The sequence below is a fragment of the Streptomyces sp. NBC_01224 genome (assembly GCF_036002945.1).
Classification (GTDB): Bacteria; Actinomycetota; Actinomycetes; order Streptomycetales; family Streptomycetaceae; genus Streptomyces.
Genome location: NZ_CP108529.1, coordinates 4065590 through 4077857 on the forward strand (window position 1 = coordinate 4065590; position 12268 = coordinate 4077857).

14 protein-coding genes are annotated in these 12268 nt (G+C 70.0%); 6 read left to right on the forward strand and 8 right to left on the reverse strand.

The genetic code is table 11. The features are described from left to right. Positions 1-47: 47 nt before the first annotated feature. Genes OG609_RS17810 through OG609_RS17820 form a run of 3 tightly spaced genes read right to left on the reverse strand, consistent with a single transcriptional unit; the run spans position 48 to position 1578 of the window. A complete protein-coding gene (locus OG609_RS17810) occupies positions 48-302 on the reverse strand; it encodes a hypothetical protein (RefSeq protein WP_327273729.1) in 255 nt (84 codons plus the stop codon). Next, positions 299-1129: a S8 family peptidase gene (locus tag OG609_RS17815; RefSeq protein ID WP_327273730.1), complete on the reverse strand. Its 831-nt coding sequence runs from the start codon at positions 1127-1129 to the stop codon at positions 299-301. The genes OG609_RS17810 and OG609_RS17815 overlap by 4 nt, the downstream gene beginning before the upstream one ends. Then, positions 1105-1578: a hypothetical protein gene (locus OG609_RS17820; RefSeq protein ID WP_327273731.1), complete on the reverse strand. Its 474-nt coding sequence runs from the start codon at positions 1576-1578 to the stop codon at positions 1105-1107. Before OG609_RS17820 ends, OG609_RS17815 begins: the two co-directional genes overlap by 25 nt. Between OG609_RS17820 and OG609_RS17825 the strand changes: the two genes are divergently transcribed. Further along, positions 1562-1834 (forward strand): hypothetical protein, encoded by a 273-nt coding sequence (locus tag OG609_RS17825; RefSeq protein ID WP_327273732.1) that lies wholly within the window; start codon positions 1562-1564, stop codon positions 1832-1834. The two genes, OG609_RS17820 and OG609_RS17825, sit on opposite strands and share 17 nt — an antisense overlap. A 196-nt stretch (positions 1835-2030) precedes the next feature. On the opposite strand, the gene OG609_RS17830 is transcribed toward OG609_RS17825, so the two are convergent. Then, positions 2031-2525: a cupin domain-containing protein gene (locus OG609_RS17830; protein ID WP_327273733.1), complete on the reverse strand. Its 495-nt coding sequence runs from the start codon at positions 2523-2525 to the stop codon at positions 2031-2033. A 66-nt stretch (positions 2526-2591) separates the two neighbouring features. Between OG609_RS17830 and pip the strand changes: the two genes are divergently transcribed. The 3 genes from pip (at position 2592) to OG609_RS17845 (ending at position 7175) form a co-directional block, all read left to right on the forward strand. Next, entirely contained in the window at positions 2592-3569 is a 978-nt protein-coding gene (gene pip / locus OG609_RS17835; protein WP_327273734.1) for a prolyl aminopeptidase, read from the forward strand. Between the two features lie 198 nt (positions 3570-3767). Further along, on the forward strand, positions 3768-6053 hold the full coding sequence (locus OG609_RS17840; RefSeq protein ID WP_327273735.1) for a peptidoglycan recognition protein family protein: 2286 nt from the start codon (positions 3768-3770) through the stop codon (positions 6051-6053). Between the two features lie 126 nt (positions 6054-6179). Next, the gene (locus OG609_RS17845) at positions 6180-7175 is read left to right on the forward strand and encodes an aldo/keto reductase (RefSeq protein WP_327273736.1); all 996 of its coding nucleotides are present in this window, start codon (positions 6180-6182) and stop codon (positions 7173-7175) included. Positions 7176-7272: 97 nt separating this feature from the next. Here the strand turns inward: OG609_RS17845 and OG609_RS17850 are convergent, their stop codons facing one another. After that, on the reverse strand, positions 7273-7803 hold the full coding sequence (locus tag OG609_RS17850) for a PadR family transcriptional regulator (RefSeq protein ID WP_327273737.1): 531 nt from the start codon (positions 7801-7803) through the stop codon (positions 7273-7275). A gap of 87 nt (positions 7804-7890) precedes the next feature. Here OG609_RS17850 and OG609_RS17855 point away from each other — a divergent pair, with 87 nt between their 5' ends. After that, positions 7891-8667 (forward strand): alpha/beta fold hydrolase, encoded by a 777-nt coding sequence (locus OG609_RS17855; protein ID WP_327273738.1) that lies wholly within the window; start codon positions 7891-7893, stop codon positions 8665-8667. 273 nt (positions 8668-8940) lie between these two features. Here the strand turns inward: OG609_RS17855 and thpR are convergent, their stop codons facing one another. Next, entirely contained in the window at positions 8941-9513 is a 573-nt protein-coding gene (gene thpR, locus OG609_RS17860; protein ID WP_327273739.1) for an RNA 2',3'-cyclic phosphodiesterase, read from the reverse strand. Positions 9514-9611: 98 nt separating this feature from the next. On the opposite strand from thpR, the gene OG609_RS17865 reads away from it, so the two are divergent. After that, positions 9612-10202 (forward strand): Uma2 family endonuclease, encoded by a 591-nt coding sequence (locus OG609_RS17865; RefSeq protein ID WP_327273740.1) that lies wholly within the window; start codon positions 9612-9614, stop codon positions 10200-10202. Between the two features lie 80 nt (positions 10203-10282). Here OG609_RS17865 and OG609_RS17870 read toward each other — a convergent pair whose 3' ends face one another. After that, a complete protein-coding gene (locus tag OG609_RS17870; protein WP_327273741.1) occupies positions 10283-11617 on the reverse strand; it encodes an MFS transporter in 1335 nt (444 codons plus the stop codon). A 95-nt stretch (positions 11618-11712) separates the two neighbouring features. Continuing rightward, positions 11713-12153 carry a MarR family winged helix-turn-helix transcriptional regulator gene (locus OG609_RS17875; protein ID WP_327273742.1) on the reverse strand — a complete coding sequence of 147 codons (441 nt, stop codon included), beginning with the start codon at positions 12151-12153 and terminating at the stop codon, positions 11713-11715. Between the last annotated feature and the right edge of the window lie 115 nt (positions 12154-12268).

Genomic DNA, 12268 nt, shown 5'->3' on the forward strand with positions numbered 1-12268 from the left:
GATGAGCGGAGGACGGCGGCCCCGGTTCAGGGATCTCGGCGTGCACCCTACTTCAGCGCGTACGCCCGGCTGATGGTCTGAACGGTGCGGTTGCCCGCGGCGTCCCACACCTCGGTCCGCAGGGTCACGTACCCGTTGGTGTCCGCCACCTTCGGGTGGTGTACCGACGCCTGGAAGGAGTTGTCGTCCTTGCGCTTGATCTTGGCGTTCTCCCAGGTGGCGCCGTCGTCGTACGAGACGGAGACCTTGGCGCCCGCCATCGCGGTGGAACCGGACCAGCCCTTGGGCCGGCCCGCGTTCACGGTGAAGGTGTGCGGGCGGCCCGCCGGTGCCTGGTTGAGGATGTCCAGGGGGACGTCGTAGCCGAGCATGACGACCGGCAGGGACTCGCAGGCGGTGGGCTTGGGCGAGTACTTCTCGCAGTCCTTGACGGCCATGGTGGTCGGCGCCGCCGAGGCGAAGTTCCACTCCGTGCGGACCTTGCCGCCCAGCGTGACGCCCAGCCGGCCAGGGCGTCGGACTTGTCGACGGCGCCGACGGTGAGCGCGGCGTCGGCGGTGCCCGGGCTGCCGAGTGTCGACTCGCCGCCCTTGCCATCGTTGCCTGCCGCGATGACGAACAGGGTGCCGGAGGAGTCGCTGAGCGAGTCCACCGCGTCGGTGAGTACATCGTGCGGGGTGGCGGCCTTGGCTCCGAGGCTCATGCTGACGACGTCGGCGCCCTGGGCGACCGCCCAGTCCATGCCCTCCAGGATCCCCGACACCGGGCCACTGCCCGCGTTGGCGAGCACCTTGCCGATGAGGAGGTCGGCTCCGGGAGCGACGCCCTTGTACTTGCCGCCGGAGTTGGCGCCGCTGCCCGCGATGGTGGAGGCGACGTGCGTACCGTGACCGTGGCCGTCCTGCACGCTCTCGCCGGAGACGAAGCTCTGGGTGGCGGTGATACGGGACTTGATGTCAGCGTTGTTCAGGTCGGCGCCGGTGTCCAGGATCGCGACCTTCGTACCCTTGCCGTCGAAGCCCTTCGCCCACGCCTCGGGGGCGCCGATCTGGGGCACGCTCTGGTCCAGGGTGGCCTTGGCCCGGCCGTCGTACCAGAGCTTGGTCACCCCGGCGGTGCCGGGCACCATCGCGCCCGATCCGCTCCTGGCCTTGCCGGCCGCAGGCCTGACCGTGCGCCAGAAACCGTTCGCCTTTCCCTTGTCGACGCGCACTGCCGCCAGCCCGAGCCGGGGCATGGTGTGTTCGTCCTTGGCGCGCCGGGAAGAGCCTCGGCCTGCTGTCGCAGGGCGGTGGCGGACGGCTTGCCCCGGAAGTCGACGATGGCCGGCACGGCATCGGTCTTCGCGTCGCCGTAGCCGTCCTTCAACGCCTGGGTGACGTTGAAGAGTTCGCGGTCCACGATCTGGGCGGACACGGCGTTCAGCGCGTCCTCGGGGATGACGTAGAGGTCCCCGTTCTGCCCGCTGGAGATCTGGAAGTGCTTCGACGCATCCGTCGCGGCAACGACGTCAACGGCCTGCTTGCCGTCGGCTCCGGTCGTCACGGCGACCTTGTCACCGGTGATCAGCGTCAGCATCGACGGGGCCGACTGCTTCGGCGCGGGCAGTATTCCCGCGCCCGCCGGGGACGGACCGGACGGGGATGGCACCGCCGGTTCGGGCCCGGACCCGAGCCCGTCCTTCGTCGTCCTGCACCGCTCGGCGGTCCTCGACGCGCTGTCCGCGCTGTTCGAGGCCCTGTGGGCGATCGCCCAGCCGCTCCGCACGCAGGACGAGGCGGGCGACGCCCCCCAGGCCCTGTCCAACAGGACCAGCTCCTCGTCAGCCTGCTGACCGCCGGGCTGCCGGACGAGGCCATAGCCCGCCAGGCCGGACTCAGTTACCGCACGCTCCAGCGCCGTCTGCACGCCCTGATGGAACGGGCCGGGGCGAGCACCCGGTTCCAGCTCGGCATCCACGCCGCGGCGAACGGGTGGGTGACCGGAGTGAAGCGAGGGAAGTTCGCGTCCGCCGGCGACGAGTCGTGCGGTCAGTGACCGGCGAACCGCTCCCCGCACCGGCTGCAGAACACCGGCTCCGGGTCCTGCGAGAGCCGGCCGCACCCGGGGCAGACCCGGTCCAGCATGCAGGGCGCATCGCCGCCCTCGTATCCGGCCGGGGGCGCGACCGAGGACTTGATGGTCAGGCCTGGGCGGCGGCGGTGGACGGTCAAATAGGCCAGACCGTCCGGTCCTGCGGCAAGGGCGCGGCGGGAGGTACGGGGCAGCCAGACAACGCTGGAAGGCGTCAGGTTCAGCGCGTCGCCCCCGGCGACGACCCGGCCGCTGCCCGCGATGACGACGAGAAGGACGTCCAGGACGTCCTCCTGATGCTCGGCAACCTCCGCGCCCGGCGGAAGACGTACCAGATTGGCGTCCAGCTCCCGGCCCTGCTCGGCCAGTTGCCACAGCGCACCGCGGTCGTCGTGGGCGGCGGCGGTCAGCAGGTCGTCGAGTACGGCCAGTGCCCGGGGTTCGGAATTCACGGCAATCAGGCTACGCCCGCCATAAGCTGACCCCTTTGCCCGCCGAGCCGAGGGAGCCACCGCGCCATGGACCGCAAGCCCGACGAGAAGTACCCGCCGATCGAACCGTACGAGCACGGCATGCTCGATGTCGGGGAGGGCAACCTCGTGTACTGGGAGGCGTGCGGCAACCCGGACGGCAAACCCGCACTCGTCGTGCACGGCGGTCCGGGGTCGGGGTGCAGGGAGCGGCCCCGGCAGTACTTCGACCCGGACCGCTACCGCGTCGTCCTCTTCGACCAGCGGGGCTGCGGCCGCTCCACCCCGCACGCGAGCGACCCGGCCGCCGACATGCGGTACAACACGACCGGCCGGCTGATCGCCGACATGGAGCGGCTGCGCAGCCACCTCGGGATCGACACCTGGCTCCTGTACGGCGGGTCCTGGGGCTCGACGCTGATCCTCGCGTACGCCGAGCAGTACCCGGAGCGGGTCTCCGAGATCGTGATCCCGGCCGTCACGACGACCCGGCGCTCCGAGATCGACTGGCTGTACCGGGGCGCGGGCCAGATCTTCCCCGAGGCCTGGGACCTGTTCCGGGCCGGGGTGCCGGAGGCCGAGGGGGACGCGACCCCGGACGTCCTCGCCGCGTACGCCCGGCGGATGGAGAGCCCCGACGCCGGGGTGCGGGAGAAGGCGACGGCCGACTGGTGCGCCTGGGAGGACGCGGTGCTCTCCCAGGAGACGTACACCGGACCGCCGCCGTACAGCGGGCGCCCCGGCCGGGACCGGCAGGCGCTGGTGCGGATCTGCTCGCACTACTTCTCGCACGGCGCCTGGCTGGTGGAGGGGCAGCTGATCCGGGACGCGGGGCGGCTGACGGGGATTCCGGGTGTGCTGGTGCACGGACGGTTCGACCTGGGCGGGCCGCTGATCACCGCGTGGGAGCTGGCGAAGGCGTGGCCGGACGCGGAGCTGACCGTGATCGACGGTGCGGGGCATCTGGGCGGTCCGGCGACGAGCCGGGCGGTGCTGGCGGCGCTGGACCGGTTTGCCCGGCAGTGAACGGAAGCGGAATTCGTGGCGCCCGATGGCGGCAGGGGCGGGGGTAGGGGTCCGGTAGTCGGAGTGGCATGGCAAGCTGTGTCTCCGCTGCATGCGTGGTAGCACTCGTACCCCCCACTGGTCTCGTCATGAGCCAGTGCTGTCGCCGGACGCAGCGCCTGACGAAGCCGATGTCCGAAACCATCCGTGGGGTACGACTTGAGATCGAAGAAAAGAATCTGGATCACGGCTGCCCTGGCCACGTCCGCCGTGACGGGCGTCCTGGTCTTCGAGGGGGTGACGGGCAACTCCTCGGTGGACGCCGACGCCAAGTCCGGCCCGACCAAGACCGACGTGCACGCGACCGCGTTGAAGGTCGACGGCGACGGCACCTCGGCCACCCTCGGCAAGCGGGACACCAAGCCGTTCAGCATGCTGGGCATCACCTGGACCGACCCGGCGGCCAAGGTCACCGGGGCCGTGGAGGTACGGACCAGGTCCGCCGCCAACGGGAACTGGACGTCCTGGCTGCCGCTCGAAACCGATGTCGACGGACGTACGGAGACCGGCCGGTCCGGCGTACGAGGGAGCACCGAGCCGCGCTGGGTGGGCCCCTCCAACGGTGTCGAGGTACGGATCAACGCGGGCGGCAAGGTCTCCGCGAAGCTGCCCGCGGGGCTGCGGCTGGACACCGTGGACCCGGGCCGGAGCGGCACCCTGAACGCGGCCCCGGCCGCATTCGCCGCCGACATCCCCGCGGCCGATGCCACGACCGACCCCTCCGCCGACCCGTCGGACCCGGCCGCAACCGAGCCGCCCGCGCCGAGTGACAGCACGGAACCGCCCGCCGAGGTCATACCGTCCGACCCGGCGTCACCGAGCCCTTCCGACCCGGCCACGGCGAAACCCGCTCCCCCGGTGAACCCGAGCCCCTCGGCGTCCGCGAGTGCGTCCCCGACCGATACTCTGCCGCCCGCACCGCCCTCGACCGCGCCCAAGCCGCCCATCACCTCGCGTGCGGGCTGGGGCGCCGACGAGTCGATGAGCCCGGAGGCGCCGGAGTACACGGACACCGTCAAGGCGGTCTTCGTCCACCACACCGCCGGGACCAACACCTACTCGTGTGCCGACTCCGCGGCCGTCGTGCGCAGCGTGTACGCGTACCACATCAAGAGCGAGGGCTGGAAGGACATCGGCTACAACTTCCTGGTCGACAAGTGCGGGACGATCTTCGAGGGCCGTAAGGGCGGGGTGGACCGGCCGGTCTTCGGCGCGCACACCTACGGCTTCAACCGGCAGACGGCCGGCGTCGCAGTCATCGGCACGTACACGGACTCGGCCGCCCCGAGCGCGGTGACCACCTCGGTGGCCCGGATCGCCGCGTGGAAGCTCGGCCAGTACAAGGGCGACCCGGCGGGCACCACGACGCTCACCGCGGGCGCCACGGGTGGCAACAACTTCGGGAAGGCCTTCACCGCCGGTACGAAGTACACCTTCAACCAGATCTCCGGCCACCGCGACGGCTTCAACACCCAGTGCCCCGGCCTGAAGCTGTACGGGCAGCTGCCCGCGATCCGCAGCCTCGCCGCGGGCCCCGTCACCGGACTGGCCATCAAGTCGGTGACCGGCGCCGGGCTCTCGGGCACGACGTACTACACCAAGTCCGCGGTCACCGTGGGCTGGTCGGCGAGCACCCCGAGCGCGTTCATCTCCAAGTACGAGCTGCTGGTCGACGGCAAGGTCGTCGCGACCACCGCGGGCACCGCCACCTCCGCCAAGGCCACGCTCGCCGTCGGCAGCCACCAGGTCCAGGTCCGCGCCACCCACCAGTCGGGCAAGGTCGCCTCGTCCGCCGCGGCCACCGTGGTCGCCGACCAGACGGCGCCCGCCTTCACCACCAAGCCGAGCCTGGACCTGCGCACCGGCACGGTGAACACCACAGCCGTCCCGCTCACCCTGAAGTGGAAGGCCACCGACGCCGCTGCGCTCAAGGAGGTCAGGCTCACCGCCCCGGTCGCCAAGACGTACGGCCCGACGACGACCAGCGCCTCGCACACCGCGAAGTCGGGTGTGGCGACCAGCTGGGCCATGACCGCGTACGACCAGGCGGGCAACACCGCCGCCGCATCGGTCTCCGGCACACCGGTCATCGTCCAGGAGAGCTCGGCGACGAAGACGGGCACGTGGACGACGAAGTCCTCGTCCAGCTACCTCGGCGGCAAGTCGTACTCCAGCTCGTCCAAGAACGCGAGCCTGAGCTGGACGTTCACCGGTCGCTCGGTCGCCCTGGTGGCCTCCAGGGCTGCCACCTCCGGCCAGGTGTACGTCTATGTGGACGGCGTGAAGGTGTCCACGGTGGACCTGAAGTCCAGCACCACCAAGTACCGCGACGCGCTGTGGACGAAGAGCTGGTCGAGCAGCGCCAAGCACACCGTCAAGATTGTCGTCGTGGCCACATCGGGCCGGCCGGCGGTCACCACCGACGGCATCGTGTACCTGAAGTGACCGCCTGAGGCATTCGGCCGCGCAAGACATTCGCATGACGCCCTGCCCCCGGCACTCCGCCGGGGGCAGGGCGCGTTCGGGATCACCCTTGCTTCGAGCGGACTCGAAGGCGTTGGCTTGGTGCCCATGGAGTACACGCAGCTCGGACGCACCGGACTCAAAGTCAGCCGTCTCGTCCTCGGCACCATGAACTTCGGCCCGCAGACCAATGAGGTCGACAGCCACACCATCATGGACGCGGCGCTGGACACCGGCCTGAATTTCTTCGACACCGCGAACGTATACGGCTGGGGCGAGAACAAGGGCCGCACCGAGGAGATCATCGGCACCTGGTTCGCCAAGGGCGGCGAACGCCGCGACAAGGTGGTCCTGGCCACCAAGATGTACGGGAACATGGCCGCCGACGGCGAGGCCTGGCCCAACCACGACAAGCTCTCCGCCGTGAACATCCGGCGCTCGGTCGACGCGTCGCTGAAGCGGCTCCAGACGGACTACATCGACCTCTACCAGTTCCACCACGTCGACCGGAACACCCCCTTCGAGGAGATCTGGCAGGCGATCGACGTCCTGGTCCAGCAGGGCAAGATCCTCTACGCGGGTTCGTCGAACTTCGCCGGTTACAAGATCGCCCAGGCCAATGAACTGGCCGCCCGGCGCGGCTCGTTGGGCCTGGTCAGCGAGCAGTGCATCTACAACCTCATGGAGCGCCGCGCCGAGATGGAGGTCATCCCGGCCGCCCAGGAGTACGGCCTCGGCGTCATTCCGTGGTCTCCGCTGCACGGCGGACTGCTGGGTGGCGTGCTGAAGAAGGAGCGCGAGGGCACGGCAGGGCGTTCGGCCTCCGGCCGCAGCGCGGACGCGCTGCAGAACTCGGCGCAGCGCGAGAAGATCCAGGCGTACGAGGACCTGCTCGACAAGTACGGCCTGGAACCGGGCGAGGTCGGCCTGGCGTGGCTGCTCGCGCAGCCGGGGGTGACGGGGCCGATCGTCGGACCGCGCAACCAGGAGCAGCTGGACTCGGCGCTGCGGGCGCTTGAGCTGGAACTCTCCGCGGAGGTGCTGGCGTCGCTGGACGAGATCTTCCCGGGTCCGGGGCCGTCGCCGGAGGCGTTCGCCTGGTGAGGACGGTCTGACGGACTGTCCGTCCGATACGTACGGGCCGCCGCTGCCCCGTCCCCGTTCGGGGGCGAGGGCGACGGCGGCCCGTTGTGTGTCCGCGTCAGAGCGAGGCGTCGAGTTCCTTGAGCGTCTCCCCGAGCCAGCCCAGCTCCGCCTGGCTGGTCGCGCGGGCGATCCTCAGCAGACCCTGCCGGAACGGGTCCTCGAACGTCTCGGCGCCGAGCGGCTGCTCGCCCTCGTAGAAGAAGCTGCTCGGCTCCTCCAGGAACGCGAGCCGGCGCCGCAGCACCTCCGCCTGCTCGGCCGGGGACGCCAGATGGCGCAGGAAGGCGAGGACGGTGAACCAGCGGTTCTCGTCACTGATGTCCGTCTCGTCGGCCTCCCGCAATCGGCGCCGCAGCTCCTCGCGCCCCTGCTCGGTCAGGGTCAGCGTGTGGCGGGGGGCAGCCCTGCTGCCTGGCTCCGTCCGGCGCTCCAGCCATCCGGCTCGCTCCAGGCGCTTGATCGCCGGGTACAGCGTGCCGTCCGCGATGGGGCGGACGTGTCCGGTGAGGTGGGCGACCCGACGCTTCAGCTCGTAGCCGTGCAGCGGCTGTTCGTACAGAAATCCCAGGATGGCCAGTTCCAGCATGCAAGCATCCTCCCCCATGGCGTTATACATCGACGCCGATGTATAGTCTCGCCGAGGTTATCGGTTGTGGGACAAGGAGGAGGAAACATGCAGAACGCTCAGGTGACGGCCGAAGGTGCGCGCATCCGGTGGGTGGAGCTCCCCGGCCGCCCCGGCACGTCCCGTACCCGGGTCTATCTGCACGGGCTCGGAGCCTCGTCCGGCCCGTACTTCACCGCGAGCGCCGTGCATCCCCTGCTGGCCGACAGCCGGTCGCTGCTCATGGACCTGCTCGGCTTCGGAATCAGCGACCGCCCCACGGACTTCGGCTACACCCTGGAAGAGCACGCCGACGCGGTGGCGGCGGCGCTGAAGGCGGCCGACGCGTACGACTGCGACGTGGTCGCGCACAGCATGGGCGGCGCGGTGGCCATCGTGCTCGCGGCACGCCACCCGCAGCTGGTGGCCCGGCTGGTGCTGGTCGACGCCAATCTGGACCCGGTCGTCCCCGACCCGGCCCGGCCGGGCAGCAGCGGCCTCGCCCGGTACACGGAGGAGGAGTTCCTGGCCGGCGGCCTGGAGGAAGTGCGCGACCGGGTGGGGCCCCACTGGTGGGCGACCATGCGCCTCGCGGGTCCCGAGGCACTGCACCGCACCGCGGTGCATCTCGCCCGCGGAACGACGCCGACGATGCGCGAGCTACTGCTGGACCTGAAGATTCCGCGTACGTATCTGCGCCCCCGGGACAACGGGCCGCTGCCCGGCGAGGAATCGCTGATCGAGAACGGGGTACGGGTCGTGGCGGTCCCGGAGTGCGGGCACAACATCATGCTGGACAACCCGGAGGCGTTCGCCAAGGAGACGGCGCTGGCCGTCAACGCCTGAGACGGCGGGGTGCGCGTCGGACGCGACGGGTCCGGGCTCGCGCGCATGGGCCGGTTCGCACCGCTCCTGGTGGTCGCCGGAGCCCTTGCCGCGGTCATGGGCTTCTTCACCCGGCCGGCGATCGTCGTCCGGATCGGCCGCCCGGGGCACGGCCGCTGACGTCACGCTCCGACGGCGGCTGCCACGGCGACGACGACGAACATCAGCACGAGTACGGCGGCCATGATGCGGTTTCTGGTCTTCGGGTCCACCCTTCGAGCGTAACCGCCCGTCTCAGTGACCCAGCGACCAGGATGCGATCACCTCGTACCGCGGCTGCTCGCCCCGCACCCCGGCGACCGGCAGATTGCTGCGTACGAGGGCGAGCTCACCGACCTCCCACGGGGTGCCCTCGAAGCCCCCGAGAGCCTCGACGAAGGGGCGCAGGTCGGCCTCGGTACGGCTGCGGGCGAGGGTGAGGTGCGCGCTGTAGCGGCGGTGCTCCTCCATCGGGATGCCGGCGCGACGGGCGGCGGCATCCGCGCGTTCGGCGAGGAACCGCAACGTGTCGATCCCACCCGCGGCCCCCGCCCACAGCGCCCGCCCGCCGAACCGGCCGGCGCCGTGGATGTGCAACGGGAAGGGCTCGGTACGGCGAGCCGCCCGTTCGAGGCGCGCACGCAGCTCGGGCAGCACCTCCTCGTCCACGGACCCGAGGAACGCGAGCGTGAAGTGCCAGCTGGGCGTACCGGTCCAGCGCAGTTTCCCGGCACCGGGGAGCGCGCGCAGCGGGTCGACGGCACGGCGCAGTTCCTGGATTGCGCGGTCGGGCGGCGACACGGCGACAAAGAGTCTGAGACGGCTCATGGGCAGAGTGTCGCACCGTAACGGCGTGTCTTCGTCTCCGTGCGTATCGTTGTACTACGCGGCTGCCCGCGCGTGCGGCAGCGGGGAGGAGCGCCACGGTGACCGTCGTAGAGACCGACAGGATCGAGATGGCCGAAGAGAGCGACGAGCGGACTCTGGACTCAATGTTCGAGTGGCTCGAGAAGATGCCCGTCCCCGAGGGAATCAAGACCGAGATCGTCGGGGGAAACATCTTCATGTCGCCGCAGCGGGACACCCACTGGGACATCATCGCCGACATCTTCGAGCAGCTTCGTGGCACGTATTCGCGCCGGCGTCTGAAGTCCGATGTGCGCGTCGACTTCCCCGGGCATCTCAACGGGTTCGCGGCGGACGTGCTGGCGCTGAGGGAGGACGCCCCGAAGGACAGCAAGGGAAACTGGCTGTTCGAGGGTGTGGAGTTCGTGGCCGAGGTGATCTCGAAAGGCACCGCGGTGAACGACTACGGGCCGAAGAAGGACGCGTACGCCGCGGCAGGCGTTCCGGTCTATCTGATCGCCGACCCGTACAGCGGCGAGTGTCACGTCTTCCGGAGCGCCGCGAACGGTGTGTACGGATCCAAGCTGACCGTGCTGTTCGGCACGGATATCGACCTCACCGACACCCCGGTGGGCCTCGTCCTGCACACCCGCGAGTTCCCCCGCGACTGACCCATCCGGTACATGCCGCGGCCCCGACCGGATTCCCCGGTCGGGGCCGCGCCGCCTTCCATGCCCTGCGGACATGGCCCTCAGGCCGCCGTAGCCAGCTCTTCGCGCGGGACGAACCGCACGTGCGGGCGGCCCGGCCGGAGGTCGACCTTGAGGCGGAGGCCGCCCACGCGAGCCAGCATGAAACCGACGCCCAGTGCGGCCACCAGTGAGAACGCACCGCCGACCACCATGCCCGTACGGACCCCGTAGGCGTCGCTGACCCAGCCGACGATCGGGGCGCCCACCGGCGTACCACCGGCGAAGACCATCATGTACAGGCTCATGACCCGGCCGCGCATCGCCGGGTCGGCGGCCATCTGGACGCTCGTGTTCGCGCTGATGTTGGTCGTCAGACCGATCATGCCGATCGGGACCAGCAGGATCGCGAAGAGCCAGACGGACGGCGACAGCGCCGCGACGATCTCCAGCAGACCGAACGCCGTGCCCGCGGCCACCAGCATCCGCAGCCTTGAGGAGCGGCGACGGGCGGCGAGCAGGGCGCCGGCGAGGGAGCCGGCCGCCATGAGGATGTTGAAGAACGAGTACATCCCGGCGCCGCCGTGGAAGATCTCGTCCGCGAAGGCCGTGAGCCAGATCGGGAAGTTGAACCCGAACGTGCCGACGAAGCCGACCAGGACGATCGGCCAGATCAGCTCGGGGCGGCCGGAGACATAGCGCAGGCCCTCCCGCAGCTGCCCCTTGGCGCGCGGCACGACGGTGGCCTTGTGCAGCTCACTCGTACGCATCAGCATCAGGCCGACCAGTGGGGCCGCGAAGGACAGACCGTTGAACATGAAGGCCCAGCCGCTGCCGACCGTGGTGATCAGGACACCTGCGACGGCGGGGCCGATGAGCCGGGCGGACTGGAAGTTCGCCGAGTTGAGACTGACCGCGTTCCGCAGCTGGGCGGGGCCCACCATCTCGGAGACGAACGACTGGCGGGCCGGGTTGTCGACGACCGTCACCATGCCGAGCAGGAACGCGATGAGGTAGACGTGCCACACCTGGACGACACCGGAGAGCGTGAGCACCGCGAGGGCGATCCCGCACAGGCCGAGAGCCGCCTGGCTGACGAGAAGAAGCTTCCGCTTCGGGAGACGGTCGGCGATGACGCCGCCGTACAGGCCGAAGAGAAGCATCGGAAGAAACTGGAGGGCCGTGGTGATGCCGACGGCGGCAGCGGACCCGGTGAGGCTCAGGACGAGCCAGTCCTGCGTGATGCGGGACATCCAGGTACCGGTGTTGGAGATCACGGCGCCCGTGGCGAACAGGCGGTAGTTACGGATCTTCAGCGACGAGAAGGTCCCGCCGGGCTTGCTCTCGTGGGTGGAAGTCGGTGCGGGGGCGGAGTCTGCTCCGGATCCCGTACTCAAAAGGGTTCGCCTCCTCGGGCGTATACATTTCGCTGACTGACGGGATGCGGCGGTGCCGGCGGTGCGCCGGCTGTGGTCCGGCGCGGCCGGCCCCGCTACAGGTGGGCGAGCTTCTCCAGCACGGGCGCCGCCTTGCGCAGCGTCTCCCACTCGTCCTCGTCCAGGCCCTCGGCGAGGGTGGTCAGCCAGGCGTTCCGCTTGGAGCGGCTCTCTTCGAGCATGGCTTCCGCCTGTTCGGTCTGGCTGACCATCTTCTGGCGACGGTCATCGGGGTGCGGCTCCAGTCTGACCAGTCCCTTGGCTTCCAGCAGCGCGACGATGCGAGTCATCGACGGAGGCTGCACATGCTCCTTGCGGGCCAGCTCACCGGGCGTGGCCGAACCGCAGCGGGCGAGCGTGCCGAGCACCGACATCTCGGTGGGGCTCAGCGACTCGTCGACACGCTGGTGCTTCAGGCGTCGGCCGAGCAGCATCACGGCGGAGCGAAGGGAGCTCACGGCGGCCGCACTGTCGCCGTCGTGGATCAGGTCAGGCATGTTTATTAGCGTAACTCATTACCTACCCTAAAGACCATTCGTGTTACACGCGCGAGAGCCACATCACCCAATCGATCACCCGAACGAGTGAGTCGGATCCGGAAAGTGACGCCGA

Excerpts from the sequence above, each read along its gene's own strand:
- OG609_RS17855 (WP_327273738.1), top strand. The coding sequence starts at position 7,891 with ATGCAGAACGCTCAGGTGACGGCCGAAGGTGCGCGCATCCGGTGGGTG.
- OG609_RS17820 (WP_327273731.1), bottom strand. The coding sequence starts at position 1,578 with ATGCTGACGCTGATCACCGGTGACAAGGTCGCCGTGACGACCGGAGCC.
- thpR (WP_327273739.1), bottom strand. The coding sequence starts at position 9,513 with ATGAGCCGTCTCAGACTCTTTGTCGCCGTGTCGCCGCCCGACCGCGCA.
- pip (WP_327273734.1), top strand. The coding sequence starts at position 2,592 with ATGGACCGCAAGCCCGACGAGAAGTACCCGCCGATCGAACCGTACGAG.
- OG609_RS17875 (WP_327273742.1), bottom strand. The coding sequence starts at position 12,153 with ATGCCTGACCTGATCCACGACGGCGACAGTGCGGCCGCCGTGAGCTCC.
- OG609_RS17815 (WP_327273730.1), bottom strand. The coding sequence starts at position 1,129 with ATGGTGCCCGGCACCGCCGGGGTGACCAAGCTCTGGTACGACGGCCGG.
- OG609_RS17845 (WP_327273736.1), top strand. The coding sequence starts at position 6,180 with ATGGAGTACACGCAGCTCGGACGCACCGGACTCAAAGTCAGCCGTCTC.
- OG609_RS17850 (WP_327273737.1), bottom strand. The coding sequence starts at position 7,803 with ATGCTGGAACTGGCCATCCTGGGATTTCTGTACGAACAGCCGCTGCAC.